Origin of the sequence: Arthrobacter alkaliphilus, from assembly GCF_021483235.1 — a bacterium.
GTDB classification, from domain to species: Bacteria; Actinomycetota; Actinomycetes; order Actinomycetales; family Micrococcaceae; genus Arthrobacter; species Arthrobacter alkaliphilus.
Genome location: NZ_JAKEEC010000008.1, coordinates 24,178 through 43,419, shown reverse-complemented (window position 1 = coordinate 43,419; position 19,242 = coordinate 24,178). Strand labels below are relative to the sequence as shown.

Sequence of the window (19,242 nt, the reverse complement as noted above, 5' to 3'; positions counted from 1 at the left end):
CTGCAGCGTTCATATTCAGATCATGGCATGCCTCGCGGCAGACCCCGGCGTCACGCCACGCAGACTTTTAGCGTCCCGGCACGCTCAACTGCTTTGCAGGCTCAACTGCCCGGCCGGGGCGAGAACATGATGACGGCGACGCCCAGGATGCAGATCATGGCGCCGATAATGTCCCACCGGTCCGGGCGGAATCCGTCCAGGAGCATTCCCCAAGCCAATGACCCGGCGATGAACACGCCTCCATAGGCTGCCAGGACGCGGCCGAAGTGTGCGTCAGGCTGGAACGCCGCCACGAAACCGTAGATACCCAATGCTGCGATGCCAAGGCCCGCCCACCACCACGGTTTGGCCTCCCTGACCGATTGCCACACCAGCCAGGCCCCGCCGATCTCGGCGACGGCCGCGAGAATGAAGAGTGCCACGGATCTGAGGACGGTCATGGGTTCAGTCTGCCCGAGCCAGGGGTCGCCGTTCCACGCGGATCATCCACATACCTGGGTTGTCCACATACGCAACGCCGCGGATTCCGTTCCGCCGACACGCCGAATAGGCTTTGAGGCAGGAAATGGACTAAGATATTGAAGTCTGTGCTGCGTCCTCTTCCGCTTCCGGAAGCGTTCATCAGCACTGTTCATCGCAAATGAACCTCCTGTTACGGAAATGCCGTAACCGCTTAGCCCAAAGGAGGTGGGTTCACATATGCGTCCTTACGAATTGATGGTAATCATCGACCCCGAGGTCGAAGAGCGTACCGTAGAGCCGTCGCTTCAGAAGTTCCTCAATGTCATCACCAACGATGGTGGAACCATCGAAAAGGTTGACATCTGGGGCCGTCGTCGCCTCGCTTACGACATCAAGAAGAAGTCCGAAGGTATCTACGCAGTGGTGAACTTCACCGCGAAGCCGGAAACCGCCAAGGAACTTGACCGCCAGCTGGGTCTCAACGAGACCATCATGCGCACCAAGATCACCCGCCCCGAAGAGCAGAAGGTTGTTGCTGAGTAATTTCAGCTCAACGCTTTCATTCTTTACCCCGCAGGAACGAACAAGGAGGCAGTAGATGGCAGGCGAAACCACTATTACGGTCATCGGTAATCTCACCAATGACCCCGAACTGCGGTTCACACCGTCAGGCTCGGCCGTAGCTAACTTCACCATCGCTTCTACTCCCCGGACCTTTGACCGCCAGTCCAATGAGTGGAAGGACGGGGAAACCCTGTTCCTTCGCGCATCGGTATGGCGCGAAGCAGCCGAAAACGTCGCCGAATCCCTCACCAAGGGCATGCGCGTGATCGTTTCCGGCCGTCTGAAGAGCCGTTCCTACGAAACCAAGGAAGGCGAGAAGCGCACCGTAATCGAGCTCGAGGTCGATGAAATCGGCCCGAGCCTGCGTTACGCCAACGCCAAGGTCAACCGCACCCAGCGCTCCGGCGGCCAGGGTGGTCAGGGAGGCTTCGGCGGCGGCAGCAACAGCGGCGGCTTCGGAGGTGGCGCTGGTGCAAACCAAGGCGGCAACTCCGGCGGAACATGGGGCGGCGGCCAGTCCGCACCGCAGGAAGACCCCTGGGCTACCCCGGGTGTCAGCAATGCGGGCGGATGGGGCAACGGCCCGGATTCCGAACCTCCCTTCTAAACATTCATAAAAAGTTCGACGCCGGAACCCGCCGGACGTGCCGCGAGGCACCCGGGTGGCGACCGCCGTCGAGCACCACCATCCCGTGGATCCATTCCACGGGCTCCATAGAAAAGGAGCTCCACGATGGCTAAGGCTGAACTCCGTAAGCCCAAACCAAAGTCCAACCCCTTGAAGGCCGCTGACATCACCGTCATCGACTACAAGGACGTAGCATTGCTGCGCAAGTTCATCTCCGACCGCGGCAAGATCCGCGCCCGTCGCGTCACTGGCGTCACGGTGCAGGAACAGCGCAAGATCGCACAGGCAATCAAGAACGCCCGCGAAGTTGCCCTGCTGCCTTACTCCGGCGCTGGCCGCGGCTAAGGAAGGGATTAACTAACATGGCAAAGCTCATTCTGACCCACGAAGTAACCGGTCTCGGTGCTGCTGGCGATGTTGTCGAGGTCAAGGACGGTTACGCACGTAACTTCCTGCTGCCCCGCGGCTTCGCTCTGACCTGGACCAAGGGTGGCGAGAAGCAGGTTGAGTCCATCAAGGCTGCCCGCGCTGCTCGTGCCCACGCTTCGGTTGAAGCTGCACAGGCCCAGGCTTCGGCACTTTCTTCCAAGAAGGTCAAGCTCGTAGTGAAGGCCGGCGATTCCGGCCGTCTCTTCGGTACCGTCAAGCCGGCTGATGTGGCTGCTGCAGTTGAGGCCGCAGGCCTCGGCTCCATCGACAAGCGCAACGTTGAACTGCCGAACCACATCAAGTCCCTTGGTTCGTACCAGGCCAACGTCCGCCTGCGCGAGGACGTTTCCGCTGTCATCGACCTCGAGGTCGTTGCAGGGAAGTAATTCCTGACGCAGCTTGAAGGACCCCCGTCCCCCGGTTTTCCGGAGGCGGGGGTCCTTTGCTTTGCTCGCTCAACCCCGGTGATAGCCTGCCGGGGTGAACCATGAAACCATGCGTAGCAGGCCCTTCTCCCAGGTGGACGTCTTCACCGACGTGCCGTATCTCGGCAACCCGCTTGCCGTCGTCGTCGACGCCGAAGGGCTCAGCACGGAGCAGATGCAGCACTTTGCCCACTGGACCAACCTGTCCGAGACAACCTTCCTCCTGCCGCCGAGCGACCCTGCTGCCGACTACCGCGTGCGGATCTTTACCGGCAGCGAGGAATTTCCTTTCGCCGGACATCCAACCCTCGGCTCGGCGCATGCGTGGCTGGCGTCCGGCGGGGTGCCGAAACAGGCGGGGATCCTGGTTCAGGAATGTGGCGCAGGCTTGGTCAAGGTAAGGCTCGACGGCGGCCGGCTTGCCTTCGCCGCGCCGCCACTGACCCGTTTCGGTCCTGTGGACGAGGGAACCATGGAACAGCTGGCCGCCGGCCTTCGGCTGCCCCAGGCCGCACTCCTGGATGCATCGTGGCTGGTCAACGGGCCTGAATGGATCGGCGTGCTACTCGAATCGGCCGAGCAGGTCCTTCGCCTTGAGCCGGACCTCGCAGCGTTGCGGGGTCTGAAGGTCGGTGTGATCGGTCCTCATGAACAAGGCGCAGGAGCCGATTTCGAAGTCCGGACGTTCATACCCGGAGATGCGATGGTGGAGGATCCGGTGACCGGCAGCTTCAATGCGGGGGCTGCCCAGTGGCTTATCGGCACCGGCAGGGCTCCGGAACAATACATCGCCGCGCAAGGCACCGTGCTGGGCCGGGCGGGTCGGGTCCATGTCGCGATGGAGCAGGGCGTGACCTGGGTGGGTGGAAGTTCCGTGATGTGCATCCAGGGCACCGTCCGGCTGTAGGCGGGGAATAAACGGCACGGGGCAACGGTTTGGGAGTATAGATGCAAACGCATGTACTCTGGTTTGAGGCAATCGAACCACTTAGCAAAGGAGATCGCCATGGAGACCCGCCGCATAACCGTCCTTTCCGCCGGACTTGGCGTACCGTCGTCGAGCAGGCTCCTCGCAGACCAGCTCGCCGCGTCGGCCAAGCGTCAGCTGGGTGATGCAGGATATGAGGCACGGGTGGACGTGGTCGAACTCCGGGACCTTGCTGTGGATATCGCCAACAACTTCGTCACCGGCTATGCGTCGCCGCGCCTCGCAGAGGTGATCGCCGGCGTCGAGGCTTCGGATGGCATCATTGCTGTAACTCCGGTCTTCAGCGCCTCCTACAGCGGGCTGTTCAAGTCCTTCATCGACGTGCTCGACCCTAAGTCCTTGGACGGCAAGGCCGTTCTGCTGGGCGCGACGGGCGGCACCGACCGGCACCAGATGGTGCTCGACTATGCCATGCGTCCGCTCTTCACCTACCTTCGCACCCGCATGACCCAGACGTCCGTTTTCGCCGGACCCCAGGACTGGGGAAACACCGACGACGGCGCGTCGCCCCTCTCGGTCCGCGTAGACCGCGCAGCCGGCGAACTTGCCCGGCTCCTGAGCGGCGAACAGCCCCATCGCAAGCCTGAGGCGATGGAATCCCTGCCTTTCGAGCAGCTCCTCGCAGGGATCACAGCGGGACGCTAGGCGGGCTGCGGCGGGGCCGTCCGAGGTCCTAGTCCTCCAGCAGCTCGATGAATTCCCTGGCCTGCTTCATGCTGATATCGGAATGTTTAGTCAGGGCCAACGCCGCGCCTTCGATGTCGCCACTCTTGGCCAGGGTGCGGATCCGGCCGTAGATCTCGTCGTTGAGCAAATTGCTGCTCACTTCGCGCGTGACATCACCCTTGCTGACGATTGCCCTGTACCGGTACGGGAAACGCTCGGGCTCGTCGTCGTCGGGCATGAGTTCCTGCGGGGCGGGCTCGGGCCTGCGGAAGGGCTGCGGGTGCGCGGCGAGGGCGCCAACGGCGTCCCGTGAGGCGCGCAGGCCCTCTCCGGTGGCGCTGAGGTACAGCTTGATGGCCGCCATGGCTTGACCCTGGGCGATCAGGGAATACAGCTGCCGGTGTTGATCCTCGCTGAGCTTCGCGGCGGCCTCGCGGGCCAGCTCGACTGGGTTCACCGCAGCGTTGCTTGTGGCCGCATTGTCGCGGAGTTCCGCTGCGCGGCGCGAGAGCACGCGGCTCACCAGCAGCACGCCGATGACGACGGCCGCCAGGATCAAGACCGGAACGAGTAGGGATGACATGCGCTAAAGCCGATCTATGTAGTTCTTGGCGGTCAATAAGTCCGAGTGGGTGCTCTTGCGCAGGAGCTTGATGGCCTGAATCTTCTGCCCGCTGCGGACCATGCCCTGCAACTGCAGGGCGAGCTGTGGATTCAATTGCCCGTTGGGGAGGATGGGACCGTTGTAGGCGGCCTGGCCGGGCCATGTGGACGTCTCGGTGCGGGCCCTTGCCGCAGTTGCGGCCTGCACTTGGCTGGCCTGATGCGCCGCCGAGCGGGCAGCAAGCTCCCGTTGATAGCGTTCGGCATCGGATAGCCCCGGATTGCGCGGCTTTAACGCCGCCGCCAGGGCCCAAAGCACAGCCACAAGGATGATAACGGGCATTGCGACCAGCAGTGCATCCCCAATGGTGAAACCCATACCTAGAGCTTATGTCAGAACGGGGGTTATCCACAGCATATTCCCGCTTCGGCATAGCTTCTGAGAGCCGGCTGTCAAATTCGGAGCATGATTGTGGCGAGTATCACATTCCTGGCATATTCACCCGCCTTTGGACCGTCGCGCATGGGCCGTGGGACCGGATTGAGCGAATTGGCCTGTGGATGACCCGGGGGTAAAAATACTTTTCATCCACATGGCGCACTGGGTGTTTTCCCAGTTCAGAGGCCTTTTTTCGGAGGAAGAATTTCTCTTTCCACAGGGTCTTGCACAGTCTGTGCACAAGCAGGGGTATGTATTCCACACTTTATCCACAGGCCCGGCTTGGTGCCTGCGAAAAGCAGGGCTAACGTGTCTGAGTACCTGCTTTAGGTACGTGGAAAACCCGGTTTCTTGTGGACGGCGCCTTGGTGCCGTTCAAAAGCAGCGCGCTCCCGGACCAGTCTGTGGATAAGTTGTGGAAACCCGGGCAACCAGAATTGTCAGTGCCTTAAGGGACACTTTGGACCAGCCGGCATAAACGGCGCGGTCGGAGCAACCCACACCGGGGCATTGGCCAGCATCGCCGGGGAACAGTTATCTGCCGCGGTACACAATGGAGGACGGCTTTGTCAGTTACGCACTTGGATTCGATCGAGGGCGGCCGGACCTCGGACGCCAGCCGCAGGCCTCCCCAGGACATCCCTGCTGAGCAATCCGTTCTCGGCGGCATGATGCTGTCCAAAGATGCCATTGCCGACGTCGTGGAAATTGTCCGCGGCCATGACTTTTACCGTCCCGCCCACGAGACCATTTACGAGTCCATCATCGACCTCTACGGCCGGGGCGAGCCTGCCGATGCCGTCACGGTGTCCGATGAGCTCACCAAGCGGGGCGAGATCAACCGGATCGGCGGCCCTGCCTACCTGCACGAGCTGATCCAGACCGTACCCACGGCGGCCAACGCGGGCTACTATGCCGAGATCGTTGCGGAGCGGGCCGTCCTGCGCCGGCTCGTGAACGCCGGCACCAAGATCGTCCAGATGGGCTACGGCCAGGATGGGGAGGTCGAAGACCTCGTCAACCAGGCGCAGGCCGAGATCTATGCCGTGGCTGAACGCCGCACTGCGGAAGACTACGTGGCGCTCAAGGACGTCATGGAATCCACCGTTGACGAGATTGAGGCGTCCGGCCACCGCGGGGAGGGCATGACGGGCGTACCCACCGGGTTCTACGAACTCGATGAGCTCACCCACGGTCTTCACCCGGGCCAGATGATCGTCATCGCCGCGCGCCCCGCCGTCGGTAAGTCCACGTTCGCGCTCGACTTCGCCCGGTCCGCTGCCATCAAGAACAACCTCGCCACCGTGATGTTCTCCCTGGAAATGGGACGCAACGAAATCGCGATGCGCCTGCTGTCCGCGGAAGCCACCATTGGTCTGCAGGACCTGCGCAAAGGCACTATCAAGGACGAGCAGTGGTCCAAGATTGCCACCACGATGGGCCGCATGAACGATGCCCCGCTTTTCATTGATGACAGCCCCAATATGTCCCTGATGGAAATCAGGGCCAAGTGCCGTCGCCTGAAGCAACAGCACGACCTCAAGCTGGTGATCCTTGACTACCTCCAGCTCATGAGCTCCGGCAAGAAGGTGGAATCCCGCCAGCAGGAAGTTTCCGAGTTCTCGCGTGCGCTCAAGCTGTTGGCCAAGGAGCTCCAGGTTCCGGTCATCGCGCTCTCCCAGCTCAACCGTGGATCCGAACAGCGCCAGGACAAGCGGCCCATGGTTTCGGACCTCCGTGAATCGGGCTCCATCGAGCAGGATGCCGACATGGTCATCCTGCTCCACCGCGAGGACGTTTACGACAAGGAATCCCCCCGCGCCGGCGAGGCCGACATCCTCATCGCCAAGCACCGTAACGGTCCCACCAAGGACATTGTGGTCGCCTTCCAGGGCCACTACTCCCGTTTCGCGAACATGGCGGGCGAGACCGGCGGCGGGTTCTAGCTTCCGCTGGGCAAACCTTCACGGCATCGTGCTCAATGGCGCGCAGCACCCACGAAGTCCAGGGCCTCACGGGCAAGGGCCAACCACGAATCCTGGTCCTCGGCCGTGACGGTAAGCCACTCCTTCATTGGACGGCCCTTGCCGGCGTCGAACGGCGCACCGGTGCCGTTGCTGATCAGGGTGCTGACGCGATCGTGCGGCAGTTTCACAACGAGCCTGCCTCCGGAGACCATCGCGAAAATCGAGCCGTTGACTTTCAGTGCGGACGAACCGAATCCGCGCTGTCCCGGTTCGCCCGGAACGCTCACGCCCGGGACAGTCCTGAATTCGTCGATGAGCACGTTGAACCGTTCCTCAGCCAACATGAGGACATCTTCCCGCCTCGGACGTCGCGGCGCCAGACCCTTGCGGAACGCCTACGCGCCGTTGAGCAAATGATCCGGCATCCGGTTTCCGGGGGCCCGCCCACGGATCTCCAGCAGTTCGCGGGCGTGTGCGTGAAGGCGCCGGTCCTCGTCCGAGACCGGCACCCAGGGCGGGATTGGAACAGACGTGCCGGTCTCATCGCGTGCAACCATGACCGTGAGGCAGTACGTTGTCAGGTTCATCTCACGGCTCTTCGGGTTACCGGAGCGCACGTGCACAGCAATATGCATGCCCTTGTGGCCCGTGTAGACGAGCCGGGCTTCTACTTCCACCACATCGCCGATCAAGAGTGGGCGGTAGAAGCGCACTCCCCCGGAGAACACTGCCACGGTGTCCTTGCCGCAATACCGGGAAGCGCAGACGTAGGCGGCCTCGTCGATCCACTTCATGACAATGCCGCCGTGGACCTTTCCACCCCAGTTGACGTCCGTGGGGGCGGCCATGAAGCGGAGGACAACGCGTTCGGCAGTGCCGGCGTCGGTATATTCCTGTGCGTTCATGGCTTCGACGATTTTCTCCCGCACGGCGATCCGCGCGAGTGCGTTGTCGCGCTGCTCGGTCTCCTCCGGCGTCGAGGGTTCGAACTGGGGGACTGGAACCGGGCGGCCGTCGGGGCCGACGGCGACGAAGATCACCAGGCACTGGCTGCGCATCGTTGCCGGGCCCCCCTTGGGGTCGCCGGAGGACACGGTGGTCCGGATATGCATGGAAGAGCGGCCCGTATAGACGATGGTCGCTTCGACCTCGACCATGTCTCCGCTGTTGACCGGGTCGGCGAAATGGATGTTGCCCACGTATGCCGTGACGCAATAGGACTTCGCCCAGCCAACAGCTGCCGCGTAGGCGGCTTTGTCCACCCACTCCAGGACCGTGCCGGCGTCGACGGACCCGCTGTGTCCGACGTCGGTGGGAGAAGCAAGGAACCGCAGGGTGACGGAGTGGGAGGGGAGCTCGCTCATGACGTGAGTGTATCGACGGCGCGGACCCGGGCGCGTTGTATGACGGGCGGACCGGGGTCGGCAGTGTCGGCGCCCCCGGCTACTCTGGGAAAGTGCCTGAAACAGTGACCCGTCCCACCGCGCATTCCACTGCCCGCGAGATCCTGCGGCTGGCCATCCCCGCCTTCGGGGCACTCATTGCCGAACCACTCTTCCTCCTGGCCGACTCCGCCATTGTGGGGCACCTTGGCGTCCCACAGCTGGCCGGCGTAGGGCTGGCCTCCACGCTGCTTTACACCGCGGTGGGACTTATGGTCTTCCTGGCATATTCGACCACTCCTGCGGTGGCCCGGGCCATTGGCGACGGAAAGCTCGCCAAAGCGCTCTCTGCAGGGCGCGACGGCGTCTGGCTGGCCTTGTTGCTGGGTACTGTCCTCGCTGTGGCCGGGTTCCTCGCTGCTGAGCCGCTGGTCAGTCTTTTCGGTGCGGGCGGCGAGGTGCGGGCCTACGCCGTCGAGTACTTGCGCTGGTCGATGCCGGGGCTTGTTGCGATGCTCCTGATCTTTGCCGGCACGGGCGTGTTGCGCGGACTGCAGGACACGCGCACCCCCTTGGTGGTCGCAACGGCCGGATTCGCTGTCAACATCGCCCTGAATTGGTTCCTTGTCTACGGCCTGCATTTGTCTGTTGCGGGATCAGCCATCGGCACCAGCATCGCCCAGTGGGCCATGGCCGCCGTCTATTTGGTGATGGTGGGACGGAACGCGCGCCGCCACGACGTTTCACTGCGCCCGGACTGGCGCGGAATCCGCACAATGACAACGGTGGGTTCATGGCTCATGCTCCGCACCCTCAGCCTGCGCCTGGCCATCCTGGCCACGGTCTTGGTGGCCACGTCCCAAGGGTCCGTGAACCTCGCGGCGCACCAGCTGGCGATGACCATCTTCTCCTTCCTCGCCTTCGCCCTGGACGCCCTCGCGATTGCTGCGCAGGCCCTCATCGGCAAAGAACTTGGAGCCTCCCGTCCGGCCCGGGCACGCGATCTCACCCGCACGATGATCCGCTGGGGCGTCGGTTTCGGCGTGGTGACCGGGGTGGTCCTCGCAGCAGCCGCTCCGTGGGCGGGCATCCTCTTCACCTCCGACGCCGGAGTGCAGTCCGCGCTCACCGCGGCACTGTGGGTACTCGCCGTCGGGCAGCCCCTCGCCGGATACGTCTTCGTCCTCGACGGTGTCCTGATCGGCGCGGGCGACGCCCGCTACCTGGCGATTGCCGGCGTCGTGAACCTCGCTGTATACCTGCCGCTGCTGGCGGCCGTCCACCTGGCCAGGCCAGGCGGAAGCGCGGGGCTCGTGTGGCTCTGGGTAGCGTTCGCGCTTGGCTACATGCTGGCCCGCGGAGTAACTCTTGGGCTGCGCGCCCGCTCCGACAAATGGATGGTGCTCGGTTCGCACTAAACTGGACTGGTGACTCTCCCCGCCTCTTCAGCGACTTCATCCACGCCCGCGGCAGCCGCGCTCTGGAAGCCCGTACTTCTCCGCGCCTGTGTTGCGCTGGTGTTTGGAGCCGTGACGGTCTTTTGGGGCTCGCCGTCCGTTCACGTTCTCGCCTGGGGCAGCGGACTCTACCTGCTCGCAACCGCGGGAGCAGCGTTCCGCGCGTCGAGTGTTCCGGCGGCTGCGGCCACCGTCGTCGGCCTTGCAGGTGTGGGTGCCTTGCTGACGCAGTCCGACACCGGGGTGGGCGTTTCAGCGCTTGTTGGCTTGTTGGTTCTCGGAGTGTTTGAACTGGTCCGCGGATTCCGGCAGCGCGGACGTCACGTGCTTGCCCGCGACTGGATCATTTCCGGTGTGGTGGCGATCGGCACCGCCGCTGCGTTGCCGTTCTTCATCAGCCTTGGCGCGCACGCGCTCCTTGGTGTTGCGGGCGGTGGCGCCATCATATCGGGAGTCTTGTGGGTACTTTCCGGGCTGAGCCTGCGGCACGATGGGCGAACCGCCTCCGCTGAGGCCGTAAACTAGTAGTTGTACGTTCTACCCTTCGTAGAACTCTCACGGCGCGACCGGCGCCACCACCCACATTGGAGGAATGACCTTGGCTGACCAGAAACCAGGAGAGCCGCGCAAGATGCGGACCTCGGTTAAGGGACCGCTGATGTTCTCCGCGTTCTGGGGTGTCGTGGTCTTTTTCGCCGTGCTCATTTTCGGCTCCGGCGGCAGCGCCCGCGCTCCGCGCTTTGACCTCGCCTTCACCGGCGCCGGCATCGCGTTCATCGTGAGCCTTGTCCTCGCCGCGATGCTTTCCATGAGCCACAAGGAAAACGCCGAGCACCTGGGCAAGGGCTCCGGCGTGAACCTGAGTTCCCGGAAGCCCGGCCAGGCAGCCCCGCGCCCCGATGAAACGGAAGCCCCCGACGCCGACTAGGCCGTTAGCTCATTCCGTACCTGAAGCCTTCCGTGCCCGGTAAGCGGCCACATGGGTTCGATTCGCGCAATTGCCCGTGTCGCAATAGAGCTTGGAACGGTTGCGGCTCAAGTCCAACACGACCGCGTCGCAATCCTCTGCAGCGCACACCCGCAGGCGGTCCATTTCCTTGCTGCGGATGACGTCCACGAGTGCCATCGCCGCCTCCGTGCCCATCCGAACGGCGAGGGGGGCTTCAGGCGTAGTGGCGTGCAAGTGCCAGTCCCAATGGTCGTGCTTGACGAGTTGGGGGAGTGCGCGTGCGTCGCTGAGGAGTTTATTGACGGCCTGTGCGGCTGCGTCCTCATCGGCCGTCCAGAGCGAGGCCAACTGACTCCGCAGGCGCTTCACGCTGGCCAATTCCGCCTCGGTTCCTTCCCTGGTTCCCGTGAATTCTTCCGCGTCGAGGAAAGCGTGGAGCGCGGCGGCACTCGTGAGGGATTCAGTGCCGTTGGCAGCCGTATTGATCAAATTGACCACGCTTCGGAGCGCCACCTCAGTGTCAGGTGCAAAAAGCACTTTGACTCCTTACATCTCTCGGGAGTAGTGTCAGCAGCGTAACCCATTTTACTCCTGACAGGAGATTGCTGTGTCGGCTGCAACAAACCGGGCGGGGGCTGGCGGCTTCATGGCCTCGGGCCTGGGGCTCGCGCTCTTTTCCTCAGCCGTTTTTGGCTTGTCCGGCTCGTTCGCGAAGTCGCTCCTGGAAACCGGATGGACACCGGGCGCGGCTGTCGCCATCCGATTGAGCGGTGCCTCACTGGTTTTGGTGATCCCGGCGGTCGTCGCGCTGCGCGGCCGTTGGCACCAGCTCAAGGAAAACTGGCTCACCATCCTGTTGTTCGGGCTGATCGGTGTTGCGGGCTGCCAGCTTTTCTATTTCAACGCGGTGTCCCGGCTTTCCGTCGGCGTCGCCCTCCTGCTCGAATACCTCGCGCCGACCATGATCGTCCTGTGGCTGTGGGCCTCAAGCCGACGCCGCCCCCGGGCTCTCACGGCAGGTGGAACGCTGCTTTCCCTAGGCGGACTGGTCCTGGTGCTCGATCTCACCGGCTCCGTGAAGGTGGACTTCGTTGGCGTCCTTTGGGGCATAGCGGCGGCTGTCTGCCTTGTCATCTACTTCTTCATCACAGCAAAGCAGAACGATACGCTGCCGCCCATCGTGCTGGCTGCCGGCGGACTCATGGCCGGCTCACTCCTTATCTGGATAGCGGGCGGGTCCGGTCTGCTGGCCATGACTTTCTCCGTCTCGGACACGCAACTGGGGCCGTGGACCACGCCGTGGTGGGTCTCGGTCGCCGGCCTGGTCATCCTGTCCACCGTGCTATCCTACGTCACTGGAATCATGGCGGCCCGAAGCCTCGGTTCCAAGGTGGCCTCTTTCGTCTCACTCACCGAAGTGCTCTTCGCGGTGGTTTGGGCGTGGCTGTTGCTCGCCGAATTGCCCGGCCCCATCCAGCTAATAGGCGGTGTACTTATCGTGTGCGGGGTGGTCCTGGTTCGGATCGACGAGCTGCGCGCGGACAAGCGTGTTGGCATGGAGTCCGGCATGGGCGGCGCGGCCCTGGAACTTGACCACGCGAACGACGTCGAGCCGGTCCCTTCGGAGAAGGTGCCCTAGACCGCGACGTGCGCGGCCGCCGGGCCTAGCATGGTGATATGTGCCGGAACATTCACACCCTCCACAACTTTGAGCCACGAGCCACCTCGGCGGAGGTGGAAGCCGCAGCATTGCAGTACGTGCGCAAGATCAGCGGCACCACCAAACCGTCCAAGGCCAACGAAGAGGCCTTCGCCCAAGCTGTCCATGAGATTGCGCATGCTACCCAGCATCTGCTCGATTCCCTCGTGACCCATGCGCCGGCACGCAACCGCGACGAGGAGGCGGCCAAAGCCCGGGCCCGCGCGGCCGTTCGTTTCGGAACTGCCTGAAACAAGGCCCTACTTGGCGAAGGAACGCAGCCGAAGCGAGTTCGCGACCACCAGGACCGAGCTCGCCGCCATGGCCGCGCCGGCGATCATCGGGTTGAGCAATCCGAGGGCTGCCACGGGGATACCGATGGCGTTGTAGAAGAACGCCCAGAACAAGTTCGTCTTGATGGTGCCGAGGGTCTTCCGGGACAGCTCGATGGCTTGCACCAACTGGCCGAGGTCGCTGCCCATCACGGTCAGATCCGAGGCCTCGATGGCTACGTCGGTTCCCGATCCCATGGCGATGCCAAGGTCAGCCTGTGCCAGCGCCGCGGCGTCGTTGACCCCGTCCCCGGCCATCGCCACAGTAGACCCCTGGGATTGAAGCTTCCGTACCGCGTCCACTTTGCCTTGGGGCAGGACCCCGGCGAAGACATCCTCCGGGGCGATCCCGACGGCGGTGGCCACTTGGGCGGCGACGGCGGCGTTGTCTCCAGTCAGCAGCAGAGGGCGGATCCCGAGTTCCTTGAGTTTCGCGATCGCTGCGGCCGAACCCGGTTTGACAGTGTCGCCGAGGGTGACGATTCCTGCGGGTTTCCCGTCCACGGCAACCCAGATGGCCGTGGAGCCGCTGGCTTCCTCCGTGGCCAGTGCCCTGCGCTGTTCATCGCCAGGGAAAATGCCGTTCTCTTCCAACCAGGTGGTCCTGCCGGCCACGACCGTTTGCCCCGGGCCGGTTCCGTTTAGCGCAACAGTCCCCCGGACTCCGCCGCCCGGGGCGGAAAGGAAGTCCTTCACGCCCGGGAGCGAACCGGCGTCGGGCAGTGCGGACTTGGCGGCAGCCGCGATCGCGTGGGCGATGGGGTGCTCCGACGCAGCCTCGACCGCGCCGGCGAGGGACAATACATCGGCAGGGGAGTGGCCGTTCAAAGCCAGGGTGTGCCGTACGGCGAGCTTGCCGCTGGTGACGGTGCCGGTCTTGTCCAACAGGATGGCGTCCACGGTGCGTGTGTCCTCGAGGACCTGCGGGCCCTTGATGAGGATGCCCAGCTGTGCGCCGCGGCCCGTTCCGGTCAGGAGGCCCACCGGCGTCGCGAGCCCCAGCGCACACGGGCAGGCAATCACCAGGACTGCGACGGCCGCCGTGAACGAGGCATTGAGGTCCCCGCCCAACGCGAGCCAAAGGACGAAGGTAACGACGGCGATGCCCAGCACCACCGGGACGAACACGGCGCTGATGCGATCGGCAAGCCGCGCGATCGGGGCTTTGCCCGTCTGCGCCTCGCTGACCAGCCGCCCCATTTGCGCCAGTGTGGTCTCGGACCCGACGCGCGTGGCGCGGACCAGCAAACGGCCGGAAGTATTGATGGTGGCTCCCGTGACCTGGCTTCCCGGCCCGACCTCCACAGGAACGGATTCACCGGTGACCAAAGAGGCATCCACGGCCGAGGAACCGTCCGTCACCAGGCCATCAGTGGCGATCTTCTCTCCGGGCCGAACAACGAAGACGTCCCCGGCCACGAGTTGGCCGGCCGGGATCTTGTGCTCGACGCCGTCCCGGAGCACCGTTGCGTCCTTGGCTCCGAGATTCAGCAGGGCCTTGAGGGCATCGCCGGCTTTCGCCTTGGCATTGGCCTCCAGGAAACGGCCCAGAAGCAAGAACGTGGTGACCACGGCAGCAACTTCGAAGTACAGCGCACCGCCCATGCCACCTGGGGATTCCATACCAGGGTGTTCCGTGAGCAGGGGGTTGGCAAAGAGCTGCCACGCGGAGTAGAGGTACGCGGCCAGGACACCAATGGAGACGAGCGTGTCCATGGTCGAGGCGAGATGCCGCGCATTGACGGCGGCGGCCCGGTGGAAGGGCCAGGCGGCCCAGGTCACCACGGGGAGGGCCAGCAGCCCGGCGACCCAGCCCCAATGCGGGAACTGAAATGCCGGGACCATCGAGATCGCGAAAACGGGGACGGTCAGGATGGCGGCGACGATCAGGCGCGGCCGCAACGTTGACGCTGCAGGGCCGTGGGACATGTGGTCTTCATGCGGGTGCCCGCCGTGCTCGCCGTGCTCGCCGTGCTCGCCGTGCTCGCCGTGCTCGCCGTGCGTGTGGGGCTCGGGCGGACGTGGGCTCGTTTCGCGGATCCGGGCCTTGTAGCCCGTTGCGTTCACTGTGTCCACGATTTGCTGGTCTGTCACGCTGTCCGGGACCCTGAGCCGGGCTGATTCGAGGGGCAGGTTGACGGAAGCTTCCACGCCGTCGAGCTTGCCCAGTTTGCGTTCCACGCGGGCCACGCAGGAGGCGCACGTCATGCCCTCGATGTCGAGCTCGATGATGCGGGTGCCCGTTTGATGGAGGAGTTCGTGATTACTCACGTTGGTCCCTAAGCCTCGCTGGCGACTACCAGGTAGCCGGCTTCGGCGACCGCTTCGCCGATTTCGGACGGCGACAATTCCCGGGTGGAGGTGATGGTGACGGCGGAGATTCCCCCGGCATTCAGGTCGATCTCGACATTCTCCACCCCCGCCAAGGACTCGATTTCCTCGCTGACCGCGGAAACGCAGTGCCCGCACGTCATGCCGGAAACGCTGACGTTCGTCTGGATGGTGGCGCTGTGGCCCATGGTGTGCTCCTTGGTGGTGAGTTGAATGGTGTGGTGAGTGCTTGCGGGGTTACCGCAGCAGGCGCCCGATGGCATCGGCGGCCTCCTTGACTTTTATGTCGATTTGCTCCGCGCGCACTTCGGGATCGGACTCCGATGCAGCTCCGACGACGCAGTGCCCGATGTGTTCCTCTACGAGCCCGAGGCTCACAGCATGCAGGGCTTTCGTGACGGCCGCGACTTGCGTGAGGATGTCGATGCAGTATTTGTCCTCTTCGACCATGCGCGCAATGCCGCGTACTTGGCCCTCGATCCGCTTGAGGCGCCGCAAGTATGCGTCCTTGTTGGAGGAGTAGCCGTGTTGGGAGTGCGCCCCATCCTCGACTTCAATGCCCGGGGTCACATCAAGCGTGCTCATGTAGCCAAGTTATACCCCCTAGGGGTATAAATCAAGTACCCCCTGGGGGTATTTTCCGAAGACGCGGCCCAGGTCTCGCCCCGGCCGTCGGGCCGCTACCCCCAGCTCACCCAGTCCTCTGGTCGGAGTGAGGGCCGGCCGAGCAGGTAGCCCTGGGCCGCGGTCATCCCGAGCTTGGTGACCGCGGCCAGCTCGGCCTCTGTCTCGATCCCTTCGGCCACCAGCACGGCCCCGATTTCGCACGCGAAGCCGACCATCGCGGCTCCGAGGGCCCGCTGCGCCGGATCACCGTCGATTCCTGCGATGATCTCGCGATCGAGCTTGATGAGGTCCGGCTTGAGCTGCAGGATGTGGCGCATGGAAGCAAAGCCCGCACCGGCGTCGTCCACCGCGATTCTCAGGCCGGCGCGCCGCAACGGTGCCAGCGCTGCGGCGAGCGGCGCGTAGTCGCCGACCTCCTGGCGTTCGGTGACCTCAAGCACGATTCGTCGTGGAGGGACGGCCGAATCCACAATGGCGGCTGCCAACCGAGGGTCAAGGCATGCTCGGGGTGAGAGATTCGCCGAGATGTACAGCTCTGACGGGAGCCGGGCCGCGGTGGTGAGCGCTGTCCGCAGTGCGAGGATTTCGAGCTCGATATCCAAGCCGATCGAGGCGGCTTCCATGAAACGCGCCTCCGGGGACAACGCTTGCGAACCGCTGAACCTCGTCAAGGCTTCCACGCCAATGACGCAGCCCGTCCCCAGCCGCCGGATCGGCTGGAACGCTGTAATGAGTGATCCGTCAGTGAGCAATTCCTGCACCCGGGCAGTGACTTCCGCGTGCGAACGTGCTGTCTCTTGATTCAGGAGCCGGCAGGTGCCCTCGAACCCGCAGTCCCTGCCCTCCCGGTCGCGCACCGGCCTTCCGGCGACGTCAATCAAGACGCGGCTACCGTCCCGGCGGCGGCACACGGTGACAATCCGTGACCACGAGGAGTCTCCGCTTTCCCTGGCTTTCCAGTCCACACGAGCGTCCGCCAGGTCCCCGGGATCGATGAGCCCGGTGATGTGCCGCCCAAGAAGTTCGGAAGGTTCGTACCCCGTGATGTCCTTGCACGCCGGACTGCAGAAGGTAAAGCGGCCATCGGGACCAGTGGCCCACAACCAGTCGCCGCTGGTATGCAGCACGGTGTCCATCAGGCGCGCTGTCCGGTACGCCTGGCTTCGTTCCCGCTCCTGCTCCCGCACGAGGCGCCACGCAGCCAACACGACCAGCGGCACCATCAGGAGGGCCAGGAAGGCCGGGAATCCGGCTGAGCCATCGATGCCGAGCCACGGTGGCAGTCCGAAAGCCATGGGCAGGCGGATGGCCAAGGCGACTGCAGCCTCGATGAATATGACTGCCAGGAGCCACCAACCGGTCGAACCCGATGCCGGCCGGCCCGGTTGGCGTCCTTCACGGGAAGACGGCACCTTGAGGCTACGGACGCGCAAGAAGGGCATTCCCCAATAGTGCCATCAGTGCGGTACCGGGCGTCCGCAAAACTCAGCGCTACGGAAAATTCCTGACGACTCTGGAAATCCGTGGGCGCCAGGAATTTTCCGTAGCGAGGGTAGCCAGGCTTAAACAAAGAGCTCCGGAGTGCGTTATTGGGGGATACGCACTCCGGAGCGGCCTTTGGAGCAGGTTCTTGAGTTCCTGCTGACAAATAGCTTACGTGCCCCCACAGCACTCCGCTACCAATCTGGATAACTACTTTCACTTTAGTTTTTCCGGCCCGCCATTCCGGGCACCTCCGGCGTTTGACCACGTCCCCGGCCCCTTGTAGAGCACCGGGCTCCGGCCTAGCGTTAACGTGCACAGGAAGGGGTGGTCCCCGTGGAGATCTTCATGTGGTGGCTGGACATAGACCTCAAGAGCAAAGAATGGCTGCGCGAAAACCTTCGTGCCACCGAGCTTCCCCCGGAAGTTGCGCAGTGCATCGCGGATGCCGGCGGCCCGCGCCTTGAGGAGCTGGCCGGTGGACTGAGCGACGCCGACTGGGACTTCATCGAGACGCAGTCCGAGTTCGTGGACTGAGGCGCTTTCCCGGACCGGTTTCTTAAACCGTTGCGGCTCCCGCGCCGGGATGGTTGCATGGGGTGCATGGCTACCGCAGAGAGTTATGTCTTGGCGATCGGGACCAAAAAAGGGCTGTGGCTGGCACGCAGCACAGACCGCAAGGAATGGTCCCTCTCCGGTCCGCACTTCCTCATGAGCGAGATCCCCAGCATCGGGATCGATACGCGCGGGGACAGCCCGCGGATCCTGGTGGGCGTGCGCTCCGAACACTGGGGACCCACCGTGGCCCACTCCGATGATCTTGGCGCCACTTGGACCGAGCCTGAACAGGGCGCGATCAAATTCCCCGAGGGCACCGATGCCGCCCTGGAACGGATCTGGCAGATCTACCCGGACTCCGCGTCGCGGCCGGGGGTTGTCTGGGCGGGGTGCGAACCGATCTCGGTCTGGAAATCCACCGACGGCGGTGAGCACTTCGAGTTGAACCGCGGCCTGTGGGACCATCCGCACCGCAGCGAATGGGGAGCGGGTTACGGCGGAGCTGCCGCCCACTCGATCGTGGTCAACCCTTCCGGGGAGAACGTCCACGTCGCCATGAGCACGGGAGGCGTTTACCGATCGCTCGACGGCGGTGCCTCCTGGGAAGCGCGCAACAAGGGAATCTCGGCCTATTTCATGCCCGATCCCAATCCGGAGTTCGGCCAGTGCGTACACAAGATCGCCGCCGATGCCGCCGTCGAAGGCCGGTTGTACGCGCAGAACCACCATGGCGTGTACCGCACCGACGACAACGGCGAGAACTGGATCTCCATCGCCGATGGTCTGCCCGCAGATTTCGGCTTCGTGATGCTTACGCACCCCCGGCGCGAGGGCACCGCCTGGGTGGTCCCGATCAAGGCCGACGGTGAGCGGATCCCGCCGGATGGCCGCCTCGCGGTGCACCGCACAGACGACGCCGGCGGATCGTGGAAGCGATTGGATGTGGGATTGCCGGACCACGAATACAACGCGGTGCTCCGTGACGCGGCCGCCGTGGATTCTGCCGAGCCGGCCGGGGTGTATTTCGGAACACGTGGCGGCTCGGTCTATGCAAGCGCCGATGAAGGCGAGTCCTTCATCGAAGTTGCCTCGCACCTGCCCGATGTCTTGTGCGTGCGCGCTGCCGTTGTGCCGGGAGTTGCGTCCGGCGACGCGGCCGACGATGCGGCCGTCCAATCGGCCGTCGAATCGGCTGCTTTATCGGAAGCCGAATCGGCCGCTTTCGCCGCAGCGTCCACCGTGCCTGCCTAGGAC

Annotated in this window: 24 protein-coding genes; 14 read left to right on the top strand and 10 right to left on the bottom strand. The window is 64.0% G+C overall.

Annotated elements, in window-relative coordinates; genetic code table 11:
* Nucleotides 1–101: 101 nt before the first annotated feature.
* Nucleotides 102–440, bottom strand: a complete 339-nt coding sequence (locus L0B83_RS07880; protein ID WP_234757860.1) for a YnfA family protein — start codon at nucleotides 438–440, stop codon at nucleotides 102–104.
* A 259-nt stretch (nucleotides 441–699) separates the two neighbouring features.
* Here L0B83_RS07880 and rpsF point away from each other — a divergent pair, with 259 nt between their 5' ends.
* The 6 genes from rpsF to L0B83_RS07850 all read left to right on the top strand — a co-directional run bounded on the left by rpsF (nucleotide 700) and on the right by L0B83_RS07850 (nucleotide 4,141).
* Nucleotides 700–1,005 carry a 30S ribosomal protein S6 gene (gene rpsF / locus L0B83_RS07875; RefSeq protein ID WP_205654719.1) on the top strand — a complete coding sequence of 102 codons (306 nt, stop codon included), beginning with the start codon at nucleotides 700–702 and terminating at the stop codon, nucleotides 1,003–1,005.
* A gap of 55 nt (nucleotides 1,006–1,060) precedes the next feature.
* Entirely contained in the window at nucleotides 1,061–1,633 is a 573-nt protein-coding gene (locus L0B83_RS07870; protein ID WP_234757859.1) for a single-stranded DNA-binding protein, read from the top strand.
* 126 nt (nucleotides 1,634–1,759) lie between these two features.
* Nucleotides 1,760–1,999, top strand: coding sequence for a 30S ribosomal protein S18 (rpsR, locus tag L0B83_RS07865; protein ID WP_003800144.1), 240 nt, complete (start codon nucleotides 1,760–1,762; stop codon nucleotides 1,997–1,999).
* A gap of 17 nt (nucleotides 2,000–2,016) precedes the next feature.
* Nucleotides 2,017–2,469, top strand: a complete 453-nt coding sequence (gene rplI, locus L0B83_RS07860) for a 50S ribosomal protein L9 (RefSeq protein WP_234757858.1) — start codon at nucleotides 2,017–2,019, stop codon at nucleotides 2,467–2,469.
* A 109-nt stretch (nucleotides 2,470–2,578) separates the two neighbouring features.
* Complete coding sequence (locus L0B83_RS07855) at nucleotides 2,579–3,415, top strand: PhzF family phenazine biosynthesis protein (protein WP_234757857.1); 837 nt, start codon at nucleotides 2,579–2,581, stop codon at nucleotides 3,413–3,415.
* Nucleotides 3,416–3,514: 99 nt separating this feature from the next.
* The gene (locus tag L0B83_RS07850; protein ID WP_234757856.1) at nucleotides 3,515–4,141 is read left to right on the top strand and encodes an FMN reductase; all 627 of its coding nucleotides are present in this window, start codon (nucleotides 3,515–3,517) and stop codon (nucleotides 4,139–4,141) included.
* 28 nt (nucleotides 4,142–4,169) lie between these two features.
* Here the strand turns inward: L0B83_RS07850 and L0B83_RS07845 are convergent, their stop codons facing one another.
* Complete coding sequence (locus L0B83_RS07845) at nucleotides 4,170–4,745, bottom strand: hypothetical protein (RefSeq protein WP_234757855.1); 576 nt, start codon at nucleotides 4,743–4,745, stop codon at nucleotides 4,170–4,172.
* Nucleotides 4,746–4,748: 3 nt separating this feature from the next.
* Nucleotides 4,749–5,144, bottom strand: a complete 396-nt coding sequence (locus L0B83_RS07840; RefSeq protein ID WP_234757854.1) for a hypothetical protein — start codon at nucleotides 5,142–5,144, stop codon at nucleotides 4,749–4,751.
* Nucleotides 5,145–5,770: 626 nt separating this feature from the next.
* Between L0B83_RS07840 and dnaB the strand changes: the two genes are divergently transcribed.
* Nucleotides 5,771–7,150: a replicative DNA helicase gene (dnaB, locus tag L0B83_RS07835; protein WP_234757853.1), complete on the top strand. Its 1,380-nt coding sequence runs from the start codon at nucleotides 5,771–5,773 to the stop codon at nucleotides 7,148–7,150.
* Nucleotides 7,151–7,182: 32 nt separating this feature from the next.
* On the opposite strand, the gene L0B83_RS07830 is transcribed toward dnaB, so the two are convergent.
* Both L0B83_RS07830 and L0B83_RS07825 read right to left on the bottom strand, forming a co-directional pair.
* Nucleotides 7,183–7,515, bottom strand: a complete 333-nt coding sequence (locus tag L0B83_RS07830; RefSeq protein ID WP_234757852.1) for a TfoX/Sxy family protein — start codon at nucleotides 7,513–7,515, stop codon at nucleotides 7,183–7,185.
* Between the two features lie 51 nt (nucleotides 7,516–7,566).
* Nucleotides 7,567–8,535 (bottom strand): acyl-CoA thioesterase, encoded by a 969-nt coding sequence (locus L0B83_RS07825; protein WP_234757851.1) that lies wholly within the window; start codon nucleotides 8,533–8,535, stop codon nucleotides 7,567–7,569.
* 92 nt (nucleotides 8,536–8,627) lie between these two features.
* Here L0B83_RS07825 and L0B83_RS07820 point away from each other — a divergent pair, with 92 nt between their 5' ends.
* The 3 genes from L0B83_RS07820 (at nucleotide 8,628) to L0B83_RS07810 (ending at nucleotide 10,938) form a co-directional block, all read left to right on the top strand.
* Nucleotides 8,628–9,971 carry an MATE family efflux transporter gene (locus tag L0B83_RS07820; RefSeq protein ID WP_234757850.1) on the top strand — a complete coding sequence of 448 codons (1,344 nt, stop codon included), beginning with the start codon at nucleotides 8,628–8,630 and terminating at the stop codon, nucleotides 9,969–9,971.
* Nucleotides 9,972–9,980: 9 nt separating this feature from the next.
* Nucleotides 9,981–10,535, top strand: coding sequence for a hypothetical protein (locus tag L0B83_RS07815; RefSeq protein WP_234757849.1), 555 nt, complete (start codon nucleotides 9,981–9,983; stop codon nucleotides 10,533–10,535).
* A 67-nt stretch (nucleotides 10,536–10,602) separates the two neighbouring features.
* Nucleotides 10,603–10,938, top strand: a complete 336-nt coding sequence (locus L0B83_RS07810) for a hypothetical protein (protein ID WP_234757848.1) — start codon at nucleotides 10,603–10,605, stop codon at nucleotides 10,936–10,938.
* 9 nt (nucleotides 10,939–10,947) lie between these two features.
* Here the strand turns inward: L0B83_RS07810 and L0B83_RS07805 are convergent, their stop codons facing one another.
* Complete coding sequence (locus L0B83_RS07805) at nucleotides 10,948–11,496, bottom strand: CGNR zinc finger domain-containing protein (protein WP_234757847.1); 549 nt, start codon at nucleotides 11,494–11,496, stop codon at nucleotides 10,948–10,950.
* Between the two features lie 70 nt (nucleotides 11,497–11,566).
* Between L0B83_RS07805 and L0B83_RS07800 the strand changes: the two genes are divergently transcribed.
* Both L0B83_RS07800 and L0B83_RS07795 read left to right on the top strand, forming a co-directional pair.
* Complete coding sequence (locus tag L0B83_RS07800; protein ID WP_234757846.1) at nucleotides 11,567–12,598, top strand: EamA family transporter; 1,032 nt, start codon at nucleotides 11,567–11,569, stop codon at nucleotides 12,596–12,598.
* Nucleotides 12,599–12,636: 38 nt separating this feature from the next.
* Entirely contained in the window at nucleotides 12,637–12,909 is a 273-nt protein-coding gene (locus L0B83_RS07795; RefSeq protein WP_234757845.1) for a DUF2277 domain-containing protein, read from the top strand.
* Nucleotides 12,910–12,918: 9 nt separating this feature from the next.
* Here L0B83_RS07795 and L0B83_RS07790 read toward each other — a convergent pair whose 3' ends face one another.
* From L0B83_RS07790 to L0B83_RS07775, 4 genes are all read right to left on the bottom strand, one after another.
* Nucleotides 12,919–15,261 carry a heavy metal translocating P-type ATPase gene (locus L0B83_RS07790; RefSeq protein WP_234757844.1) on the bottom strand — a complete coding sequence of 781 codons (2,343 nt, stop codon included), beginning with the start codon at nucleotides 15,259–15,261 and terminating at the stop codon, nucleotides 12,919–12,921.
* Nucleotides 15,262–15,269: 8 nt separating this feature from the next.
* Nucleotides 15,270–15,509: a heavy-metal-associated domain-containing protein gene (locus L0B83_RS07785; protein ID WP_234757843.1), complete on the bottom strand. Its 240-nt coding sequence runs from the start codon at nucleotides 15,507–15,509 to the stop codon at nucleotides 15,270–15,272.
* Between the two features lie 49 nt (nucleotides 15,510–15,558).
* Nucleotides 15,559–15,906 carry a metal-sensitive transcriptional regulator gene (locus tag L0B83_RS07780; RefSeq protein WP_234757842.1) on the bottom strand — a complete coding sequence of 116 codons (348 nt, stop codon included), beginning with the start codon at nucleotides 15,904–15,906 and terminating at the stop codon, nucleotides 15,559–15,561.
* Nucleotides 15,907–16,001: 95 nt separating this feature from the next.
* On the bottom strand, nucleotides 16,002–17,390 hold the full coding sequence (locus L0B83_RS07775) for a sensor domain-containing phosphodiesterase (RefSeq protein WP_234757841.1): 1,389 nt from the start codon (nucleotides 17,388–17,390) through the stop codon (nucleotides 16,002–16,004).
* A 376-nt stretch (nucleotides 17,391–17,766) separates the two neighbouring features.
* Here L0B83_RS07775 and L0B83_RS07770 point away from each other — a divergent pair, with 376 nt between their 5' ends.
* Nucleotides 17,767–17,967: a hypothetical protein gene (locus tag L0B83_RS07770; protein ID WP_234757840.1), complete on the top strand. Its 201-nt coding sequence runs from the start codon at nucleotides 17,767–17,769 to the stop codon at nucleotides 17,965–17,967.
* Between the two features lie 57 nt (nucleotides 17,968–18,024).
* Nucleotides 18,025–19,239 (top strand): WD40/YVTN/BNR-like repeat-containing protein, encoded by a 1,215-nt coding sequence (locus tag L0B83_RS07765; protein ID WP_234757839.1) that lies wholly within the window; start codon nucleotides 18,025–18,027, stop codon nucleotides 19,237–19,239.
* Nucleotides 19,240–19,242: the final 3 nt, after the last annotated feature.

Bases quoted from the DNA above. Each gene is read 5' to 3' on its own strand.
- L0B83_RS07880 (WP_234757860.1), bottom strand. From the start codon at position 440: ATGACCGTCCTCAGATCCGTGGCACTCTTCATTCTCGCGGCCGTCGCC.
- rpsF (WP_205654719.1), top strand. From the start codon at position 700: ATGCGTCCTTACGAATTGATGGTAATCATCGACCCCGAGGTCGAAGAG.
- L0B83_RS07870 (WP_234757859.1), top strand. From the start codon at position 1,061: ATGGCAGGCGAAACCACTATTACGGTCATCGGTAATCTCACCAATGAC.
- rpsR (WP_003800144.1), top strand. From the start codon at position 1,760: ATGGCTAAGGCTGAACTCCGTAAGCCCAAACCAAAGTCCAACCCCTTG.
- rplI (WP_234757858.1), top strand. From the start codon at position 2,017: ATGGCAAAGCTCATTCTGACCCACGAAGTAACCGGTCTCGGTGCTGCT.
- L0B83_RS07855 (WP_234757857.1), top strand. From the start codon at position 2,579: ATGCGTAGCAGGCCCTTCTCCCAGGTGGACGTCTTCACCGACGTGCCG.
- L0B83_RS07850 (WP_234757856.1), top strand. From the start codon at position 3,515: ATGGAGACCCGCCGCATAACCGTCCTTTCCGCCGGACTTGGCGTACCG.
- L0B83_RS07845 (WP_234757855.1), bottom strand. From the start codon at position 4,745: ATGTCATCCCTACTCGTTCCGGTCTTGATCCTGGCGGCCGTCGTCATC.
- L0B83_RS07840 (WP_234757854.1), bottom strand. From the start codon at position 5,144: ATGGGTTTCACCATTGGGGATGCACTGCTGGTCGCAATGCCCGTTATC.
- L0B83_RS07830 (WP_234757852.1), bottom strand. From the start codon at position 7,515: ATGTTGGCTGAGGAACGGTTCAACGTGCTCATCGACGAATTCAGGACT.
- L0B83_RS07825 (WP_234757851.1), bottom strand. From the start codon at position 8,535: ATGAGCGAGCTCCCCTCCCACTCCGTCACCCTGCGGTTCCTTGCTTCT.
- L0B83_RS07810 (WP_234757848.1), top strand. From the start codon at position 10,603: ATGACCTTGGCTGACCAGAAACCAGGAGAGCCGCGCAAGATGCGGACC.
- L0B83_RS07795 (WP_234757845.1), top strand. From the start codon at position 12,637: ATGTGCCGGAACATTCACACCCTCCACAACTTTGAGCCACGAGCCACC.
- L0B83_RS07785 (WP_234757843.1), bottom strand. From the start codon at position 15,509: ATGGGCCACAGCGCCACCATCCAGACGAACGTCAGCGTTTCCGGCATG.
- L0B83_RS07780 (WP_234757842.1), bottom strand. From the start codon at position 15,906: ATGAGCACGCTTGATGTGACCCCGGGCATTGAAGTCGAGGATGGGGCG.
- L0B83_RS07775 (WP_234757841.1), bottom strand. From the start codon at position 17,390: ATGCCCTTCTTGCGCGTCCGTAGCCTCAAGGTGCCGTCTTCCCGTGAA.
- L0B83_RS07765 (WP_234757839.1), top strand. From the start codon at position 18,025: ATGGGGTGCATGGCTACCGCAGAGAGTTATGTCTTGGCGATCGGGACC.